Source organism: Bradyrhizobium sp. B097 (assembly GCF_038957035.1).
Taxonomy (GTDB): domain Bacteria; phylum Pseudomonadota; class Alphaproteobacteria; order Rhizobiales; family Xanthobacteraceae; genus Bradyrhizobium.
Map to the genome: position 1 here is coordinate 3,792,650 of NZ_CP152412.1, position 18,852 is coordinate 3,811,501.

Here is an 18,852-nt window from a genome sequence, read left to right on the forward strand (position 1 = left end):
GGATCATGCGCTATTGAAGGGAATTCGATGCACGCACGCGACATCGACTACGCCGCCGGCGACGCCATTTTGCGCGGCTATCTTGCGTTCAAGGACTGCGGCGTAAAACGTCCCGGCGTGCTGGTATTCCACGAAGGGCTCGGACTCGGCGATTTCGCGATGGGGCGGGCGCGCAGGCTTGCCGAGCGCGGCTATGTGGCGCTTGCTGCCGACATGTTCGGCGAGCGGCGGCAGGCTGCCGATCTGCAGCAGGCAATGACGTTGATCGGTCATTTGCGCACCAGCCCCGCCACGCTCCGCGCACGGGCCCGCGCCGCGCTAGCGACGCTCACGGCTTTGCCCGAGGTCGATGCTACCCGTTGCGCGGCGGTCGGCTTCTGCTTCGGCGGCACGGTCGTGCTCGAGCTCGCGCGCGACGGCGCGGACCTCAAGGCCGTCGTCAGCTTCCATGGCGTGCTCTCGACCACGCAGCCTGCGGCAGCGGGGGCGGTGAGGGCGAGCGTGCTGGTCTTGACCGGGGCCGACGATCCGCTGGCGCCTTCCGACCAGGTCGCGGCGTTCGAGAACGAGATGCGCGCCGGCAAGGTTGCCGACTGGCAGGTGATCAGCTACGGCAACACGCTGCACGGCTTCACCAACCCGTCCGCCGACGGCTCGATCATGAAGTCGGCGCTCTACGATGCGCGGGCCGACCGCCGCTCCTGGGCGGCGATGCAAGGCCTGTTTGACGAGGTGCTGGTTTGACGAGGTGCCGGCCTGACAAGATCGGCGATGTGGTGTTTGATCTGCCGTCACGCGCTGGCGCGGGGGATTGATGTTCGGAATCTTGAGTCTTGGCTTTCTGCTCGGCATGCAGCATGCGCTGGAGCCGGATCACATCGCGGCGGTATCGAGCATCGCGGCGCGCCGTACCCATGTCGGTGACATCGTCAAGCACGGCCTGACCTGGGGCCTCGGTCACACGCTCACGCTGTTCGTCTTCGCCGGCGCCGCGATCCTGCTCGGGCGCGCGATCCCCGAGACGGTGGCGCAGCCGATCGAGACCGCGGTCGGCGTCATGCTGGTCGGCCTCGGCGCGCATGTCTGGTGGCGGCTGTGGCGCGATCGCGTGCACATCCACAGCCATTCGCATGGCGACGGCATGACGCATTTCCACGCCCACAGTCACGCCGGCGAAACCAGCTCGCACGTCCGCGCGGCGCACAGCCACGCCCATGGCTTCCGCTGGCGCACGCTGCTGGTCGGTCTGATGCACGGCATGGCGGGCTCGGCGGCGCTGTTGGTGCTGACGGTGTCGCAGGCCCCAAACCCGGTGATCGGGCTTGGCTATGTTGCGCTGTTCGGCGTCGGCTCGATGATCGGTATGGGCGTGCTGTCCAGCGTGATCGCGGTGCCGCTCGCGGCCTCCGCGCGCTGGCTGACCTGGGCCAATCGCGGCCTGCAAATGGCGGTCGGCGCGGTGACGATTGCGATCGGCGTCCACTCGATCATCGAGAACGCGTTCACCTGACGCAGCGGCGGCTTTTGTTTGAGCATGATCTCTTCGGAAAACCGCTTCGCACTTTCCGGATCATGCTCCCGCACCGCGAGCCGCCGTTAACGATTCCTGATCCCTCACGGCCGCATTGACCGGATGCGGATGCTTACGCGTTAGGCTTACCGCCAGTTTGGCCTGCGTCCTTAACCCTTCCGCCAAGCCGTTGGATTAGGCTGTCGGGTGGAACAATTCGGGACGCTGGGTAGAACATGCGCGGAAGTCTTGCGCTGACGATATTGGCTGCGATGACCTCGACGGCGCTGGCCGGCGGCGGTTTCGACATCGTCGTGCCCAATCGGCCTGGCGTGCCCATCATCATCAATGGCGTCGACGCGTCCTACGCCGTGGTCGAGAGCGCGATGGGGCTGGCCCGCAACGACTCGATGGTGCCGACCGTCTATGGCGGCCGCCCGATCGATCCCCAGCCGAATGTCGGCCATTATTATCCGAGCCTTGGCCGCATGCCGGGTTACGGCCGCCTCGAGATCGAGCCGCCGGCCAACCGCCGCCTGCCGCAACCGGCCGAGAGCTATCATGAATCGTGGTCGGCACATTCCGCACCGCTGCCGGCGCAATCCAGCGTGCCGGTCGATCCGCCGCCGGTGATCTACGCGCCGCAGTTCAACGGGCCGCGGCCGCTGCCCGGACCGGTCCCGCGGCCACCGCGTCCCCGAGGCCCCTAAAACCAACTACCCCAAATCAACAGCCCCTCGCGGGGCGCCTTCATAGCCACCAAGAGCTACGCGACGAACAGAGAGACCATCAGGAGAGAGTAATGCGTCAAATGATCAAAGGACTGATTGCGGCCGTGGCAGTCATGGTGACCGCGCCCGCAATGGCGTGCGGTTTCAACCCTTGCGGTGCGCCGGTTTATGCCGCGCCTGCCGTGACCTATGGCTGCGGCGGCTGCGGTGGCTACGGCTACGGCTATGGCGGTTACGGCGCGGTCGAGCGTCTGCCCGACCCGGATGCGGCCTATCCCGACGCAGCGCAGCAGTACTATTACGTCAACCAGGGACCGAGCTACACCGGCCCGGGCAATTGGGCGCCGCGCCCGTACTACCGCCAAGGCTATGGCCGCCCGTATTACGGCTATCGCCACTACGGCTACCGCCATCACTATCGGCCCTACCGTCCGCACTACGGCTATCGCTACGGCTACGCGCCGCATCGCTACGGCCATCCGGTGCTGCGCCGCTACTACTGATCCGACGATCGGTCGAAGAGACATCAGCGCCCGTTCGCGTCAAGCGAGCGGGCGTTTTCGCTCACATCAGCCCGAGCCGGCTGGCGCCGATATAGAGCGCGAGCACACAGGCGTTCGACACGTTGAGGCTCTTGATCTCGCCGGGCATGTCGAGGCGGGCGACGACGCGGCAGGTCTCGCGCGTCAATTGCCGCAAGCCCTTGCCTTCGGCGCCGAGCACCAGCGCGAGCGGCTGCTGCAATTGAACCTTGCCGAGATCCTCGGTGCCCTCGCTGTCGAGGCCGACGGTCTGGAAGCCGTGGTCGTTCAGTTCGTTCAGCGCACGCGCCAGATTCTGCACGGTCACCATCGGCACCAGTTCGAGCGCGCCGGAGGCGGACTTCGCCAGCACACCGGTCGCTTCCGGGCTGTGGCGGGCGGTGGTGACGATCGCCTTCACCGCAAATGCGGCGGCCGAGCGCAGGATGGCCCCGACATTGTGCGGATCGGTGATCTGGTCGAGCACCAGCACGATGCCCTCCTGCGCCAGCGTGTCGATGCCGGGCGAGGGCAGGGGATCGGCCTCCGCCAAAAGCCCCTGATGCACGGCATCGGGGGTGAGGCGCCGGTCGATGTCGCCGGGCCGGACGATCTCCGGGGTGACCCGGGTCGCGATGTTTTCGTCGGCAAGGCGCTTGGCGGCGTTCTCGGTGAGGTAAAGCTTGCGGATCTGGCGGTCCGGGTTGGCAAGCGCGGCCGCCACCGTGTGCCAGCCATACAGAATCACCGGTCCGTCGGAACCGGATTCGCGCTCCCGCCGGGCCGGCGGGCGGCCGAATTTCGGCCCTTTTTGGAAGGGTTTACCGCCCTTGCCTCGGAAATTGGGTTTGCGGTCGCGGTCGCTCATGTGAGGCTTGTGTCACGGGTGTCGCAGAATGGCAATTTAACCGGCAAATTGCGCGCCGGCTTGGTTGACTTTGGGGACCGCCTTCGCCCATAAACGCGCCCGACCGCGCACCCGTTTCGGGGCGTCCGGTTATCAGCGTCATTTCGATGACCGGTCCGCCGCCACTCGCGCGGCCGGTTTGATGCTGTTGGACGGGGGAGTGTCCCGAGTGGCAAAGGGAGCTGACTGTAAATCAGCCGCCTCATGGCTTCGCAGGTTCGAGTCCTGCCTCCCCCACCACGCTTCGCCCTGACGGGCTACGCGTGGCGCAGCCACGCCTGGCCCGTCAGGGCAAAGCGTGTCCGGCGTAGCTTGAGCGCGAGCGAAAGCGAAGACGGACTGGCCAAGGGCCTCGCTTCCACGAACTTCAACTCGACACGTTCCTCCCATTTCGCTGGGCATGCCGACAAGGCGTCTCGCGCTGCCACCACGACTCACCCACGCAAACCGCGCCGCAGCAGTTTGGCGAAATCCTGCGCCATCTGCGACTGCGCTTCGTGCGTCGGGGAGAGGATCGCGATCTGGTACTGGATCTTCGGCTTGAACGGGCGGATGGCGAGGCCCTCGGTGAAGGGCTTGCTCACCACCGGATCGACGATGCCGACGCCGCGGCCCTCGGCGACGAGCTGGCACGCGGTCGAGAAGAACTCGGTTTCCGCCACCACGTTCCAGCGCGCGCCATATTCGGAGAAGGCGGATGCCAGCTGCTGGTAGATCGGGTCGCCGCGAAACAGCGTCACGAAGGGGACGCCGTCGAGGTCATCAGGGGTGATCTGCTTGAGCTTCGCCAGCGGATGCGCATGCGGCAGCATGCACACGCACTCATACGAGAACACTTCCATGTGCGAGGTCGGATAATCCAGCGGCAGCTCGGCGACCGCGAGATCGAATTGCTGCGTCGAGATCAGCTCGCGGACGGTCGCCGAATTGCGCGTGATGATCTTGATCTGCAGTTCGGGCTTGTCCCTGGCGAACTGCGACAGCAGGCGCGGCAGCAGGCTGATCGAAATGCTCGGATAGGCTGCGATCGCGAGGTGACCGCGCCGCCCGGACCTGATCTCGGCCGCAACGCGCGACGCGTTCTCGGCGGCTTCGAGGGCGCGCGCCGCCTCGACATAGAACAGCTTGGCTTCCGGGGTCGGTTGCAGGCGGCCGCCGCGGCGCAGGAAGAGATTGAGGCCGGTCTCGTGCTCGAGGCCCGCGATCATCGTGCTGATGCCGGGCTGCGACATGCCGAGCAGCTCGGCCGCCCGGGTCATGGTGCCGTGGAGCATCAGGGCGCGGAAGCATTCGAGCTGTCTGAGGCGCATGCGCGACTATACGAATCTGCTATAATGGACACAATTAATATTATTAGAATTGCATGGCGAGCGGTGCTCCAATGGCGCAACGAGCCATTGAGGAGGCACCAAATGAACGCAGCAACCATCGATCTGACCCGCGCCCGTCTGATCCCGGCCCGCAACGGCGTGGCGGCTCGCCTCGATGCGGGAGAGACGGTCATGGTCGTCAACACGCATGGCAAGCAGGTGGTCGACACCTGGGCCTTCAATGCCCGCGACACCGGCGAGTTCATGTCGATGGAGCACAGCCGTGCCTCGATGCTGCGGCTCATTCCCCGCGTGGGCGACACGCTGACCACCAACCGGCGCCGCGCGATCCTCACTTTCGTCGCCGACACAACGCCGGGGATCCACGACACCTTGATCGCGGCCTGCGACATTCACCGCTATCGTCAGCTCGGTGCCGTCGGCCATCACGATAATTGCACGCAGAATCTGGCGCACGCGCTCGAGGCGGTCGGTCTGTCGGCTGCCGTGACGCCGGCGCCGCTCAATCTGTTCATGAATGTCCCCGTCACCGACAATGGACAATTGGACTTCAAGTCGCCCGTCAGCGAGGCCGGCCAGTATGTCGCGCTGCGTGCGGAGATGGATCTGGTCATCGTGTTCTCGGCCTGTCCGCAGGACATGGTGCCGGTGAACGACATGCGGCCGACCGACGCTCACTTCCTCATCGCCTGATACTGTCAGCGCGGAGAACCGATCATGCGCAAGCTGCCGCCGCTCAATGCCGTCCGTGCGTTCGAAGCCGCCGCGCGCCATGAGAGCTTCACCGCCGCCGCCAATGAGCTCTGTGTCACGGTGACGGCGATCAGCCATCAGGTCCGGCAACTCGAAGCAATCCTGGGCCACAAGCTGTTCGAACGCTCCGGCCGCGCGGTCGTGCTGACCGCGGAGGGCCATGCGGTGTTCCCCATGCTGCGCGATGGCTTCGATCGCATGGCGAGCGCCTTTGCCGCGATCAGGCCGCCGGCCGATGGCGATGCGGTCACGGTATCGACCACGCGCGCCTTCGCCGAGCGCTGGCTGATGCCGCGGCTCGCGCGCTTCAACGCGGCGTTTCCTCACCTCGTCGTCCACATCGATGCGACCGAAGAGGTGCGAACGCCGGGCGCAGACGGCGTCGATCTGGCCATCCGCTACGGACGCGCCGACCGCGCCGGCGAGACATCGGTGCTGTTCAGCGATCGCTATATTGCCGTGGCAGCGAGCGCGATCTGTCCGCCCGGTGTCCGTCCTGGCATCGACGACGTCCGTTCGTGCCCGCTGCTGGCCTATCGCTGGAAGAACGCCACGCTGGATTCGCCGGCGTGGTCGGCCTGGCTCGCGGGGGCCGATCATGATCCCGGCCGGGACTTCCGTATCTCCTGGTACAGCGAGGAGCCGCTGGCCTTGCACGCCGCCGAGCGTGGGCTCGGGCCGCTGTTGTGCAGCGATGCGCTGGTGGACGAGCAATTGCGTCAGGGCACGCTGCGCCGGCTCGATGGTCCCGCGCTTGCGGGCTTTGCCTATCGCCTCGTCGACGCGCCAAGCGCTGCCCGGCGCAAATCAGTGACGGCGTTCATCGACTGGTTGCGGGCAGAGGCGGCCACCTTTCGTGCAACTCCCGAACAGGTCATGACACGGGCTGCGTGAAGTAGGGCAGGGTCTCGACGCGGACCTGATACGTGCCTGCCTTGACCAGGCCGTCGAGATGCGCGGCGATGTCCTCGAGCGATGCGAACCAGACCTTGCGCTCGGCGACGATCTGCTCGAGCCAGCGCTCCACGACGCGCCAGCGGGCAAGCCGGCCGGTCAGGAACGGATGCCAGATCCCCATCCAGAATCCGCCGGCCTCATAGGCTGCTTCGAACTCCTCGAACGAGGCGGCAAGGCCCTCGCTCGGCGATTTGACCGGCATCATGTAGCCGATCTCCGCGTAATGGGCGAAGGGCGGCCAATCGTCCGATCCCCAGTGCGGCGGCATCTCGTAGAGCGATCCGCGCGCGGTGCGCATCTGGTACGGGATGTCGTCGGCCATCAGCGACGAATCGTAGACAAAGCCGTGCTCGATCAGGAGATCGATCGTGGTCTGGTTGGCGTTGTAGACCGGCGCGCGGTAGCCGCGCGGCTTGCGCCCGGTCATCGCGATATGAATGCCGAGCGCGCGTTCGAAGGCCTCGCGCTGCTCCGCCGAGGAAATCTCCGTCGGATCCTCATGGATGTAGCCGTGATGGCCGATCTCGTGGCCCGCCTTAAGGATCGCCTCCACCGCATCCGGATAGCGCTGCATGGTCCAGGCCGGCATGAAGAACGACTGCTTCAAGCCGAGGCGGCGATAGGTCTCAAGAATGCGCGGCACGCCGACGGTCGGCCCGTAGCGTCCCATCGTGATCGGATAGAGCCGGTCGAACGAATCCTTCGGCCGGGCGATGTGAATGAGACTGTCGGCGTCGACGTCGAACGTGATCGCACAGGCGCAACGCGCACCGTTCGGCCAGGGGATGGGATTGCGGATCATCGGATCATCCTCGTGCAGCCGGCGGACAGCGGCGCATCATTCCGCGGCCACATTAACAGGCTCGTCGATTCCAAGACACTGCCGGACCAGCACCGGAATCGCGGCGAAGGCGTCGGCGAGCGAGCGCCGGTAGCGCTCATCGTTGAACTCCTGGTAGTCGACCGCGATCAGATGGCTCTCCTGGACCCCGAGATAGTGCGCGCAGGTGAAGATGTGGGTCTCCAGATGGTTCATGGTTTCCCGCACCCCGCCGGGGCCGAAGCCGAATTCGCCGCGCGAACTCAGCACCACCAGCGTCTTGCCGCGCATGATCGGCTCGAGCGGAAAGTCGCCGCGCGCGAGATCGAAGCTGAAGGTCTTGTCGATGCGGATCACCTTGTCGAACCATGACTTCAAGGCAGCCGGCATGCCGTAATTGTGCATCGGTGCGCCGATCACGATCACGTTGGCGCGTTCAAGCTCGTCGATCAGCACATCGGAGAGACGAAGCTCGTCGTGCTGCTCCGCCGTGCGGTCACCGGGCGCGGTGAAGGCGGCGGCCACCCACGCCTCCGTGATGAGCGGCGGCGGGTTGCGGCCGACGTCGCGCGCGATGATCGTGGCGCCGGGCTCATGCGTCAGCCAGTGCTCGACAAACGAGTTGGAGAGTTTCCGGCTGACCGAACGGTCGCCGCGCGGGCTGGCATCGATATGCAGAAGTGTCGTCATCCCTGGCCTCGGCTGATTGGGGGCAATGCGTCGGCTTCACAATGACCGAGTGCCAGGGGCGGCGTGATTGACGAATCCGACAGCTGGGTTGAGAAAATCTCAACAGTGAAGCAGCGCGCCACGGTGACGCGGTGTGCGAGCCTGATTGCGGCGCGATCTTTCGCTGTTCAGCAGACAAACTTCACTCTCGACGTCGTCTCAACCCGGCTTGAGGATTTCTCATTATCGCCTTAACGCTGCCTGCTGCTCAGATGCCCCATCCGGCCCGAACCAATGCGCCGGACAACGGGGGAAACATGTTGCTCAAGCAGACACAGCTTCCGGCGCAGGATGAGGCCGGCTTCGATGCCCACGGAATTGAACCGGTGCCGGCGGCGCACCGCACTTCGTCATCGTTCGATCAGTTCTGGATCTGGACCGGCGCGAACATCGCGCCGATCAACTGGGTGCTCGGCGCGCTCGGCATCCAGCTCGGCCTGAGCCTGCTGCAAACGCTTGCCGTCATCGTCGTCGGCAACCTGTTCGGCGCGGCGCTGTTTGCCGCCTTCTGCCTGATGGGACATCGCACCGGCGTGCCGCAGATGGTGCTGGGCCGGCTGGCGTTCGGCCGCCGCGGCGCCTATCTGCCGGCGCTGGCGCAAGTGCTGATGCCGATGGGGTGGGTCGCGATCAATACCTGGATCGTGCTCGACCTCTGCATGGCAGCGCTCGAGCGGATGGGGATTGGCGCCGGTGTTGAGCTCAAATACGCGATCGCGGTGCTGGTGATGGTATTCCAGATCGGCATCGCGGCCTGGGGCTTCAATGCCATCAAGGTGTTCGAGCGCTACACCATGCCGTTCATCCTGCTGATCATGGCGGTCATGACCGCGCTCGCTTTCCTGCGCGTCGATATCAAGTGGCAGTCCGCGACCGTGACCGGCATGCCGGCCTTCGCCGCGGCGACGCAACTGATGACGGCGATCGGCATCGGCTGGGGCATTTCGTGGCTCACCTATGCGTCCGACTATACGCGCTTCACCAGGCCCTCGCTCAATGCCGCCAGTGTGTTCCGGGCGACATTCCTCGGCATGTTCCTGCCGACCGTCTGGCTCGCCTTCCTCGGTGCGGCCATTGCGTCCGCCGGCGCCGGTTCCGATCCGTCGAAGCTGATCATCGCAGCTTTTGGTGCGATGGCGCTGCCGGTGCTGCTGGTGCTGCTCCATGGACCGATCGCGACCAACATCGTCGTGATCTATTCGGCGGCGCTGTCGTCGCTCGCGCTCGATCTGCGGCGGCCGCGCTGGGTGATCTCGGTGCTGTCCGGCCTGATCGCCTCCGCGATCCTGTACGCCTTCCTGCAATCGGGCGATTTTGCCCATGCCTTCGACAATTTCATGGTCGCCCTGATCGTCTGGATCAGCCCATGGGCGGGCGTGACGCTCGCCGACTTCTACCTGGTACGACGCGGCCGCATCGACGTCGCCTCGCTCTACGAGGAACCGGGGCGGGATCGTGATTTCAACTGGGCCGGGCTGATCGCCTTTGCTGCCGGCTTCGTGGCGGCGTGGGCCTTCCAGATGGGCACGATCAAGGCCATGCAGGGTCCGCTGGCGATGGCGACCGGCGGGGTTGACCTGTCGTGGCTCACCGGCATCGGCGTTGCGACGGCGAGCTACCTTGCGCTGCATCGGCGGTTTGGACGCCCGCTGGCGCGGAGCGTCCCGTCGCCGGCCGCGGCGTCGATCGAACCCGCGCCCACATCGACCTGACAGGGGCACGCCTTGCGCCTGTTCACTCCATCCGCGCGAACAGCTCCACCAGCGTCTCGCGCAGCCAGCGCTGCGCGGGGACGGTGTCGTTGCGCTGGTGCCAGAACAGGCTGACGATGCGCGGCGGCGCCGGCAGCGGCACCGGCACCGCATGCAGATGGGGCGCGTGGCGGGACTGCGCGCTGAGATCGCGCGGCAGAACCGCGATCAGGTCGGACTGGCGCACGATCTCGTAGGCAGCGTTGTAGTGATTGACTGTTGTGACCAGGTTGCGCGACAGCCCGCGCGAGGCGAGGAACTGGTCGTAGGTCGGCAGCGTCTTGCCGGCGAGGCTGACATCGACGTGCTTGGCGCTGAGGAAGCTGCGGGCGTTGAGCCGCTTCCTGTTCGCCAGCGGATGATCCCGCCGCATCATGCAGGCATATTCGACGGTCCACAGCGAGCGTGAGCGGATCGCGGCCGGCGGCTGCTGCGCCTCGTTGACATAGACGCTGAGCACGCAATCGACCCGGTTGTCCTCGAGCCGGTCGCCGATCTCGAGAATGGTGTTGGGCAAGGTGTGGATGCGCGCGGAAGGCGCGATTTCGCCGAAGCGGTTGATGAGCCGCGGCATCACCAGCGAGGACACGTAGTCCGACATCGACAGGCTGAACTCGGCCTCGGTGCGCCGCGGATCGAAGGCATCTTCGTCGAGTGCGTGGCGAACGTGTTCCAGCGCATCGCCGATCGGTTGCCACAGCGCCACCGCGCGCTGTGTCGGGCGGATCCCGCTGGCTGACCGCACGAACAGGGGATCGCCGAGCGCGTCGCGCAAGCGGGCGAGGGCGTTGCTGACGGCGGGCTGCGTCATCGTCAGCGCGCTCGCGGCGCGCGTGACGCTGCCCTCGGTCATCAGCGCCTCGAAGACTTTCAGCAGGTTGAGGTCGAGCGTGCGAAAGGACACGAGCAATATTCACAATGGTGATGTACCAGATAACAATTATAAATTATTCCCATAATATTGATTTGTCTATCATTCCCCCGGACCGACCTCGCGGCGCGTGCCGACCGCGGGGCGGAGGGGGGCTATTTCATGTCGATGATTTCGGCGCGCATCGAGCGCCTGCCGTTCGCGCGTTTCCATGTGCACCTGCTGCTGATGGGCGGCCTGGGCTATCTGTTCGACGCGATGGATGCCGCCGTGCTGGCGTTCATCCTGCCCGTGCTGCGCACCGCCTGGGGACTCACCAATGTCGAGACCGGCGTGCTCGGCAGCAGCACCTTCGTCGGCTATCTGTTCGGCGCGCTGCTTGCGGGGACACTGGGCGACCTGATCGGCCGCCGTGCGGTGATGATGTCGGCGCTTGCGCTCTACAGTGTGGCCTCGCTGGTGAGCGCGACAGTGGACAGCTGGCCGGCGTTCTTCGCCGCGCGCGTCGTCGCCGGCATGGGCACCGGCGCGGAAAGCGCGATCATCGCGCCCTATCTCGCGGAGTTCGTGGCGCGGCGTTACCGCGGCGCCTTCACCGGCGCGCTCGCGGGATTCTTCTCGTTCGGCTTCGTCGCGGCCGCCTTGCTCGGCTATTTCATCGTGCCTGCCTACGAGAACGGCTGGCGCATCGTGCTCGTGATCACCGCCATCCCTGTCGTGATGCTGCTGTGGTGGCGCCGGTCGCTGCCGGAATCGCCGCGCTGGCTGGAAAGCCGCGGCAGGGTGAAGGAGGCTGAAGCGGTGCTCGACAAGGTCGAGGCCAGCTTCGCGCGCGAGGGCCGTGTGCTGCCACCGCCGGTCGCGGAGCCCGTTCTGCCGGCCGTATCGTCGGGAACGCTGCTGAGCAATTTTGCGGCGCTGTTGGCCGGCCGTCAGGCGCGGATCACCACCATGACCTGGATCATGTGGCTGTCGATCACGTTCAGCTATTATTCGTTCTTTGTCTGGATTCCCGGCCTGCTGGTGCAGAACGGCATGAGCATCACCAAGAGCTTCGGCTATTCGCTGGCGATGTATTGCGCGCAGGTGCCCGGTTATTTCACCGCCGCCTTTTTCAACGAGCGGATCGGCCGGCAGTCCACGATCGCAACTTACATGATCCTCGGCGGCGCCAGCGCGCTCGGGCTCGCCTTTGCCGCGAGCGACGGGCAGATCATGGCGGCCGGCCTGCTGCTGTCGTTCTTCATGAACGGCACCTATGCCGGCGTCTATGCCTACACGGCCGAGGTGTTTCCGACGGCGATCAGGACCACGGGGGCAGGCCTTGCGTCCGCCATCGGCCGCATCGGCGCGATCATTGCCCCGATCCTGGTCGGTTATCTCTACCCGAATTTCGGCTTTGCCGGTGTGTTCGGCGTCACCACGACCGTGCTGCTGGTCGGTGCCGTCACCGTCGTGCTGATGGGCGTGCCGACGCGCGGCCGATCGCTGGAAGACATCGCAAGCGAAGCCGCGTGATCACGCGGGCCGCATCCTGACAGGAGACCTTTATGTCCACGACCCTCTTCAAGAATGCCGCGCTGCTTGATCCGTTGCGGTCCGATTTGCTCGAAGGACACCACGTCCTGGTCGAGGATCGCCTGATCAAGGAGGTGTCCGACCGGCCGATCGAGGCTTCAGTCGATCGCGTTATCGACCTCAAGGGCAAGACCCTGATGCCCGGCCTGATCGACTTGCATGTCCATGCGGTCGCCGTCGAGCTCGACCTGTCGCAGCAGGCCCGCATGGCCAATGTGCTGGTGACGCTGCGCTCGACCATGCTGCTGCGGGGCATGCTGAAGCGCGGCTTCACCACCGTCCGCGATGCCGGCGGCGCCGGCTACGCGCTCAAGCAAGCCATCGACACCGGCCTGACCGATGGTCCAAGGCTGTTCGTCTCCGGCCGCGCGCTGAGCCAGACCGGCGGCCATGGCGACGGACGCGCACGCTCGGATTATCTGGCCGACCCGACCTGTTCCTGCTGCGTGCGGGTCGGCGCGATCGCGCGCGTCGTCGACGGCGTCGATGCGGTGCGCAAGGCGGTGCGCGAGGAGCTGCAAATGGGCGCCGACCAGATCAAGATCATGGCATCCGGCGGCGTCGCGTCGCCCACCGATCCGATCGGTGCGTTCGGCTATTCCGAGGACGAGATCCGCGCCATCGTCGCGGAAGCCAAGGCGCGGCACACTTATGTGCTGGCCCATGCCTACACCGCGGAGGCGATCGAGCGCGCGGTGCGCTGCGGCGTGCGCACCATCGAGCACGGCAATCTGGTCGACCTGCCGACTGCGCGCCTGATGGCGGAGCAGGGCGCCTATGTGGTGCCGACCCTCGTCACCTACGAGGCGCTGGCCACCGAAGGCGCCAAATACGGCCTGCCGGCGGCGAGCGTCGCCAAGGTCGCCGACGTGCGCGACGCCGGCTTGCGCTCGCTCGCGATCTATCGCGAGGCCGGCGTCAAGATGGGTTTCGGCAGCGACCTGCTCGGGCCATCGCAGCGCCTGCAGAGCGACGAGTTCCGGATCCGCGCCGAATTGTTGGGCCCGCAAGCGGTGATCGCGAGCGCGACCATTATCGGCGCCGAGGTGCTCGGCATGGAAGGCAAGCTCGGCCGCATCGCGCCGGAGGCTTTTGCCGACCTGCTGGTGGTCGAGGGCAATCCGCTGCGCGACGTGACCTGCCTGCTTGGCCAGGGCGAGCACATCCCGCTTGTCATGAAGGCCGGCAAGGCCGAGGTCGACCGGCTGGGCGGATAACGCAAGATGAAGTCAGGCTGAATCGATCCTGCGGCAGGCTCCCTGAACCTCCCGCGCAAGCGGGCAGGGCGATCGCATATGGCTATCGGCGACATTCCATAGCCGGCCATGACGACGTCGAGGCGTCAGTTGCAGAAGCCCGCAAACGCCATATGCGATCGTCCCGGAGCGAGGCGCCTCTGCACGATTTCTGGATAATAGAAGAATGCCAGTGATTTGCCCGACGAGTCAAGTTGCCGTGTCCGGCGGCTACTTTGCATGGGGTTGTTTTCGATATTTTGGCAGTGCGTCCATGCGACGGCAGGCTATCGCATCCGGCTCTCTTGTGACCGTCCGGCCTCACCACACCACGCGGAGGCCTGCGGTGCCCTTCGAGGGGCTCGGGCAGGCCGACTAGCTCGATCACGATACCACCGGCGGCGTTGACGCGGCCGGGCGGAAGCACGACATATCCCGTGCCGACCCCACCCGCCGCTCCGGAGCAAGAAATGAACGCGCCCCCCAACATCGATCGCGTCACGCCGCAGTCCGACGGCGACGTTGTGAGCTGGCTGACCAATGAAACACGCGACCAGCGCTTCATCGACAATATCTTCGCCGAGCTGTGCATCCGGCTGCAGGGTGCGGGCATTCCGCTCAAGCGGGCGACCATGAACCTCCTGATCCAGCATCCGCAATGGCTCGGCGCCCGGATCATCTGGGCCGACGGCAAACGCGAGGCCGAGATCACGCGGATCGATTACGAGGTGCAGCAGCGATCGGAATATATCGGCAGTCCGGTCTACGAAATCCATCAGGGTACCGACGAGGTGCGCGAGAACCTCGAACGTGACCCGTCGCAGGGCCGCAAGCACGCGCTCTATGACGAGATGCGCGCGCAAGGGCTGACCGATTATGTGGCGTGGCCGCTGCTGCATACGCTCGGCAAGCGGCATGTCGTGACCTTCGCGACCGACCGTGCCGGTGGTTTCGACGATGCGCAGATCGCCAGCCTGAAGACGGTGCTGCCGGTGCTGGCGCTGGTCAGCGAAATCCGGATGAAGAACCGCCTGGCGCGGACGCTGCTCGAGACCTATGTCGGGTCGCATGCCGGCGAACTCATCCTGGCCGGTGCGACGCGGCGGGGCAGCGGGACCACTGTGAGCGCCGCGATCATGATCTGCGACTTGCGGGATTTCACCCGGATCTCGGACTCCTGGCCGCGCGATGACGTCATCGATCTCCTGAACGACTATTTCGACGCGATGTCGGAGCCGATTGCGCGGCATGGCGGGGAAATCCTGAAATTCATCGGCGATGGCCTGCTCGCTATTTTCCCGCTCAGCGAACCCAAGGCCTGTGCCAACCTGCTCCACGCGGTGTCCGAGGCGCGGCTGGCGATGGCGGCGCTCAGCGAAAGGAACGGCATGATGGGCCGGGCGCCGATGAATTACGGCATCGGCGTCCATGTCGGCGACGTCATGTACGGTAATATCGGATCGCGTACCCGGCTCGACTTCACCGTCATCGGCCCCGCCGTGAACATGGCTTCGCGCCTCGAAACCCTCACCAAGCAGTTGAAGAAGACGGTGCTGCTGTCCCGCGCCTTTGCGGACCTGGTCGAGCACGATTTCGCGCTCGAGCATGTCGGCGAGCATCCGGTGCGCGGCTTCAGCGAGCCGATCGAGCTGTTTGCCTATAGCGGCTGAAGAATCTCAGGCTGGCGTCGCCTGCTGCGCCGGCGCAGCCCGATCGATGAATCCCTTGGCGAGGGCGTGATAGATGCCTTCCTTGCAGATCAGGCGCGAGCTCGCATGCGCGATCAGGGCCGCGGCCATCAGCGGCACAACCATGGCGTGATTGTCGGTCATCTCGGTGACGATCACGAAGGCCGTAATCGGGGCCTGAACCACGCCGGCAAAATACGAGACCATGCCGAGCAGCATGATGGCCGGAAGCGGCGCGCCGTGAAACAGCGGCGCGATGTTGGAGCCGAGCCCGGCGCCGACCGCGAGCGAGGGCGCGAAGATGCCGCCCGGCATGCCGCTGATCGAGGCGAATGTGGTGGCGAGGAATTTCCAGACGCTGAAGCTCGCGGGCAATTGGGATCCGGCTTCGAGCGCGGATTTGACCTGCTGATATCCCGTGCCGTAGATCGCGCCATCGGAGGCGATCCCGCAAATCGCCGCGGCAAGTCCGCAGATTGCGGCAAAGCCAACCGGGTAACGCTTGATCGCGCGCCCGACCGGATTGGCAAATCCGCGCGCCATTGCGATCAGGATGCGGCTGAACAGGCCGCCCGCCAGACCTCCGGCCACGCCGCAGAGCGGCACCGCGAGCCAGTCGGCGCCGTTGCGCAGGGCCGTCGCGCTGGTGCCGAAATAAGTGTAGTTGCCCATCAAAGCGAGCGAGGTCAGGCCCGCGGCGATCACCGCGCCGATGATCAGGCTGGAGGTTCGCGTCTCGAAGGCGCGGCTCATTTCCTCGATGCCGAACACGATCCCGGCCAGCGGGGTGTTGAAGGCTGCCGCGACGCCCGCGGCAGCACCGGCGAGGATCAAGCCGGGCTGGCGCCGGGGCGAGAAGCGGCCGAGCGCAAACATGATCGACGCGCCGATCTGCACCGTCGGTCCCTCGCGCCCGACCGACGCGCCGCACAGCAGGCCGAACAAGGTCAGCAGAATCTTGCCGGCGGCAATGCGCAGCGAAACCAGGCTTTCGCGCGCGGTCTGGTCGGTCAAATGGCGTGCGGCAATGGCCTGCGGGATGCCGCTGCCCTGCGCGTTCTGAAAAAAGCGATTGGTCAGGAAGACCGACAGCGCGAAGCCTATCGGCGTCAGCACCAGCGAGGCATAACGGAAATGCGACACCAGTGCGGAGAAGGCGACCTGCGCCAGATCCGCGAGCTGGGCGAGCGCGACGGCCGCCGCACCGACCGCAATGCCGCCCAGCAGGAAGATGGCGCGGCGCTGCCAACGCGCGGAAACGATTCTGAACAGCCGCCTCTGGCGGTTGGAGGGGAAGCCCATTCTGACGCAATTCCGGCTGATATCGTGGTCCGGTCCGGACGGATCACGTCATTCCTAGCACGCGTCGATGGTGGGTGAAGCTCAACAAATCAGCAAGGCGTGCCCGCGCAGCCGCCAGATGCCAAAGCCGAAATCCGTGCTTTTTCCGCGGGCAGCAGATATCCCGCCGCCTATCTCCGGCGCCGCTGTTTCCTTGGAAACAGCCGATCGCGGATGTAGCGCGAGGTCGCCGTCAGGCGAAGTCCGCGGGGCTTCTGCCAGGCGGCGCGGTCGATCTCCTTCTTGTCGCCGATCGCCAGCCTTCCCTTGGCGTTCTTGGCGATGAAGATCGCGTCGCTCATCTTGCGGCCGGAGCGCTTGTTCTTGGCCGTCACTTCCTTCCACAGGCTGAGCCTGCCGAGCTTGAGCTTCGGCAGCTCTTCCTTGATCTCACGCTTCAGGCAGTCCTTGCCGGTCTCGCGCGCACGCCTGCGCCCGCCGGGGAACATCCACAGCCCGTCAGATCGACGTCGGACCAGAAGGACTTTGCCGCGCTTCGCGGCAACCAGTTTGGAAGACTTCGTCATGTACTGCGCAATGATCGAAACAGAATCGACCCCATTCTAATTTGTCTATTTGAGTAGACAAGTTCCAAGGGCGAATTGTTCCACAGTCATGTGTCGGCGGTTTGTCTGCCACGGATCGCCTGAGCACTGAGGAAATCCTGACGACGCGCATCCCTTTAAGAGGCGGCCGCAAATGAAGAGGCCGCCGGCTGTGACGGTCGGTCGCGGCTTCATTGCGGACGCTTGCGCAGGTTCGCCCGATCCCGGCCGGACGCGTTCGTCCGTGGCTTTCGGTCGCTTCATCGAACGTCCTCACGTGGAGTTTGTGAGAATCGTGATCCTCCTGGTTCCCGCGACAGGAACCGGGCACGGCCTTCGATGACAAAAATCCATGACAGGCAGGCTCCGCCGCTTGACTGCATGTTCTTGTTTTGTTCTAATTGCCCTCCATCGTGAATAGGAGGCCGCCATGGACAACCGTATCAGCGAAATTCGCAGGCAGATCAGGGCGCTGCGCATCAGCATGCTCGAGGCCGAGGCCATCATGCGACAGCAGATCAATCGGGATGAGGACTGCGCCTTCGTTGCCGGGGACCTCCTGAAGATGCGCCTGGTGATGAGCCGTCTGGTCGAAGAGCGGGGCACGTTGGGCGACCGCGAGCCGATCATCGTGCATGCGAGCGTTGCTCCGCGCCGCCGCGCCGCGACACCGATCTTTCTTCGCGCGGCGAAGCGGGAGCTCGTCGCCGGCGAAGCGCGTGGGTGATGACGCACTAAGGATGCGGGGGCTGCGCGCCGAGTTGCGCGAGCTCGACGCATCCGTGAACCGGCTGAGGCAGGCCGGACGCGATAGTGCATCGGCGCAGCTTCTGCTGTCGCGCAAGCGCGCCGAGCTGGAGGACGTGATCTGCCGGAGGAAAGATGAGAGAGCCGCTTCGGTATTTCCACGACAGTGATGATCATGCGCCCTGGATCAAGGCGCTGGCCGAGGTCCGGCACATGGCGACGCGGGAAGGCTGGTGCTTTCACCACGTGCAGGCGATCATCGTGGCGATCGACCAGTATGCGGAGGCCGCGCTTGGCAACCGCGAATTCTTCCTCAACCGCCCGCAGACCGTCGGCCCGCTGCGGCGAGGCGAGGTGCCGTAGAACGCAGCATCGCGTACGGCATTTCGCGAGCTGGTGCTGCGGTCAGCATCGCCGTGTGGCTGACGTGCTCAAGGCAATACATCGGCGGGATGTTTGTCGCGATGCTCGACATATTCGACGCGTGTCTGGTCCGGATGCAGCACCAGCATGTTGCGGCCGGTCGGGACCGGCTTGGGGGCCTCGAGTATCGTGGCGCCGACGACGGGGAGATGCGCGGCGAATGCATCGATGTCGTCGACCAGAAACGTCAGATGCGTCGCCGTGAACGGCTTCAGGCTCTGTTCCGTGCCTGCAATGAACAGGATCGAGGCGACCTGCGCCAGCCTGAGATCATATTCGGGATAGTCGAACCGAAGCCGCGCTGGCTGGCCGACCAGGGCTTCGTGGAAGGCCACGGCCTCGTCCAGGCCCTCGAGCGGCAGGTAACGTCTCGCCAGGATATTGAGTATCTTCATCGCCAGGTCCTGATGTTCT

The 18,852-nt window shown here is 65.3% G+C and carries 20 protein-coding genes and 1 tRNA gene; 13 read left to right on the forward strand and 8 right to left on the reverse strand.

The genetic code is table 11. From position 1 onward, the window contains the following. The first annotated feature begins 27 nt into the window (after window positions 1–27). From AAFG07_RS17725 to AAFG07_RS17740, 4 genes are all read left to right on the forward strand, one after another. Window positions 28–744, forward strand: coding sequence for a dienelactone hydrolase family protein (locus tag AAFG07_RS17725; RefSeq protein WP_342728391.1), 717 nt, complete (start codon window positions 28–30; stop codon window positions 742–744). Window positions 745–814: 70 nt separating this feature from the next. After that, window positions 815–1,510, forward strand: coding sequence for an urease accessory protein (locus AAFG07_RS17730; RefSeq protein ID WP_342728392.1), 696 nt, complete (start codon window positions 815–817; stop codon window positions 1,508–1,510). A 236-nt stretch (window positions 1,511–1,746) separates the two neighbouring features. Beyond that, window positions 1,747–2,220 (forward strand): hypothetical protein, encoded by a 474-nt coding sequence (locus tag AAFG07_RS17735; RefSeq protein WP_342728393.1) that lies wholly within the window; start codon window positions 1,747–1,749, stop codon window positions 2,218–2,220. A gap of 92 nt (window positions 2,221–2,312) precedes the next feature. Beyond that, entirely contained in the window at window positions 2,313–2,744 is a 432-nt protein-coding gene (locus AAFG07_RS17740; RefSeq protein WP_171947621.1) for a hypothetical protein, read from the forward strand. Between the two features lie 61 nt (window positions 2,745–2,805). On the opposite strand, the gene rlmB is transcribed toward AAFG07_RS17740, so the two are convergent. Further along, window positions 2,806–3,630, reverse strand: coding sequence for a 23S rRNA (guanosine(2251)-2'-O)-methyltransferase RlmB (rlmB, locus tag AAFG07_RS17745; protein WP_342728394.1), 825 nt, complete (start codon window positions 3,628–3,630; stop codon window positions 2,806–2,808). A gap of 193 nt (window positions 3,631–3,823) precedes the next feature. Between rlmB and AAFG07_RS17750 the strand changes: the two genes are divergently transcribed. Next, window positions 3,824–3,909, forward strand: a tRNA-Tyr gene (locus AAFG07_RS17750). A gap of 194 nt (window positions 3,910–4,103) precedes the next feature. Here AAFG07_RS17750 and AAFG07_RS17755 read toward each other — a convergent pair. Further along, on the reverse strand, window positions 4,104–4,979 hold the full coding sequence (locus AAFG07_RS17755; RefSeq protein ID WP_342728395.1) for a LysR family transcriptional regulator: 876 nt from the start codon (window positions 4,977–4,979) through the stop codon (window positions 4,104–4,106). A 102-nt stretch (window positions 4,980–5,081) separates the two neighbouring features. Here AAFG07_RS17755 and AAFG07_RS17760 point away from each other — a divergent pair, with 102 nt between their 5' ends. Beyond that, entirely contained in the window at window positions 5,082–5,693 is a 612-nt protein-coding gene (locus tag AAFG07_RS17760) for an urea carboxylase-associated family protein (protein ID WP_342728396.1), read from the forward strand. Between the two features lie 24 nt (window positions 5,694–5,717). Continuing rightward, a complete protein-coding gene (locus AAFG07_RS17765; RefSeq protein ID WP_342728397.1) occupies window positions 5,718–6,647 on the forward strand; it encodes a LysR substrate-binding domain-containing protein in 930 nt (309 codons plus the stop codon). Here the strand turns inward: AAFG07_RS17765 and AAFG07_RS17770 are convergent. Together AAFG07_RS17770 and AAFG07_RS17775 are read right to left on the reverse strand one after the other, a co-directional pair. Beyond that, the gene (locus AAFG07_RS17770) at window positions 6,628–7,512 is read right to left on the reverse strand and encodes a polysaccharide deacetylase (RefSeq protein ID WP_342728398.1); all 885 of its coding nucleotides are present in this window, start codon (window positions 7,510–7,512) and stop codon (window positions 6,628–6,630) included. The genes AAFG07_RS17765 and AAFG07_RS17770 overlap by 20 nt on opposite strands. Window positions 7,513–7,548: 36 nt before the next feature. Further along, a complete protein-coding gene (locus AAFG07_RS17775; protein WP_342728399.1) occupies window positions 7,549–8,220 on the reverse strand; it encodes an NAD(P)H-dependent oxidoreductase in 672 nt (223 codons plus the stop codon). A gap of 296 nt (window positions 8,221–8,516) precedes the next feature. On the opposite strand from AAFG07_RS17775, the gene AAFG07_RS17780 reads away from it, so the two are divergent. Continuing rightward, the gene (locus AAFG07_RS17780; protein ID WP_342728400.1) at window positions 8,517–9,971 is read left to right on the forward strand and encodes a cytosine permease; all 1,455 of its coding nucleotides are present in this window, start codon (window positions 8,517–8,519) and stop codon (window positions 9,969–9,971) included. 22 nt (window positions 9,972–9,993) lie between these two features. Here the strand turns inward: AAFG07_RS17780 and AAFG07_RS17785 are convergent, their stop codons facing one another. Further along, window positions 9,994–10,920 carry a LysR family transcriptional regulator gene (locus AAFG07_RS17785; protein ID WP_342728401.1) on the reverse strand — a complete coding sequence of 309 codons (927 nt, stop codon included), beginning with the start codon at window positions 10,918–10,920 and terminating at the stop codon, window positions 9,994–9,996. A 123-nt stretch (window positions 10,921–11,043) separates the two neighbouring features. Between AAFG07_RS17785 and AAFG07_RS17790 the strand changes: the two genes are divergently transcribed. The 3 genes from AAFG07_RS17790 (at window position 11,044) to AAFG07_RS17800 (ending at window position 15,364) form a co-directional block, all read left to right on the forward strand. Beyond that, window positions 11,044–12,399, forward strand: coding sequence for an MFS transporter (locus AAFG07_RS17790; protein WP_342728402.1), 1,356 nt, complete (start codon window positions 11,044–11,046; stop codon window positions 12,397–12,399). Window positions 12,400–12,431: 32 nt separating this feature from the next. Next, a complete protein-coding gene (locus AAFG07_RS17795; protein ID WP_342728403.1) occupies window positions 12,432–13,676 on the forward strand; it encodes an amidohydrolase family protein in 1,245 nt (414 codons plus the stop codon). 488 nt (window positions 13,677–14,164) lie between these two features. Beyond that, window positions 14,165–15,364: an adenylate/guanylate cyclase domain-containing protein gene (locus tag AAFG07_RS17800; RefSeq protein ID WP_342728404.1), complete on the forward strand. Its 1,200-nt coding sequence runs from the start codon at window positions 14,165–14,167 to the stop codon at window positions 15,362–15,364. Between the two features lie 6 nt (window positions 15,365–15,370). Here AAFG07_RS17800 and AAFG07_RS17805 read toward each other — a convergent pair whose 3' ends face one another. Both AAFG07_RS17805 and AAFG07_RS17810 read right to left on the reverse strand, forming a co-directional pair. Beyond that, window positions 15,371–16,684, reverse strand: coding sequence for a chloride channel protein (locus tag AAFG07_RS17805; RefSeq protein ID WP_342728405.1), 1,314 nt, complete (start codon window positions 16,682–16,684; stop codon window positions 15,371–15,373). A gap of 170 nt (window positions 16,685–16,854) precedes the next feature. After that, window positions 16,855–17,250, reverse strand: coding sequence for an NUDIX hydrolase (locus tag AAFG07_RS17810; protein WP_163159328.1), 396 nt, complete (start codon window positions 17,248–17,250; stop codon window positions 16,855–16,857). A 448-nt stretch (window positions 17,251–17,698) separates the two neighbouring features. Between AAFG07_RS17810 and AAFG07_RS17815 the strand changes: the two genes are divergently transcribed. Next, window positions 17,699–17,995: a hypothetical protein gene (locus AAFG07_RS17815; protein WP_342728406.1), complete on the forward strand. Its 297-nt coding sequence runs from the start codon at window positions 17,699–17,701 to the stop codon at window positions 17,993–17,995. A 155-nt stretch (window positions 17,996–18,150) separates the two neighbouring features. Further along, window positions 18,151–18,378 carry a hypothetical protein gene (locus tag AAFG07_RS17820; protein WP_021081740.1) on the forward strand — a complete coding sequence of 76 codons (228 nt, stop codon included), beginning with the start codon at window positions 18,151–18,153 and terminating at the stop codon, window positions 18,376–18,378. A gap of 68 nt (window positions 18,379–18,446) precedes the next feature. On the opposite strand, the gene AAFG07_RS17825 is transcribed toward AAFG07_RS17820, so the two are convergent. Next, on the reverse strand, window positions 18,447–18,833 hold the full coding sequence (locus AAFG07_RS17825; protein ID WP_342728407.1) for a VOC family protein: 387 nt from the start codon (window positions 18,831–18,833) through the stop codon (window positions 18,447–18,449). Between the last annotated feature and the right edge of the window lie 19 nt (window positions 18,834–18,852).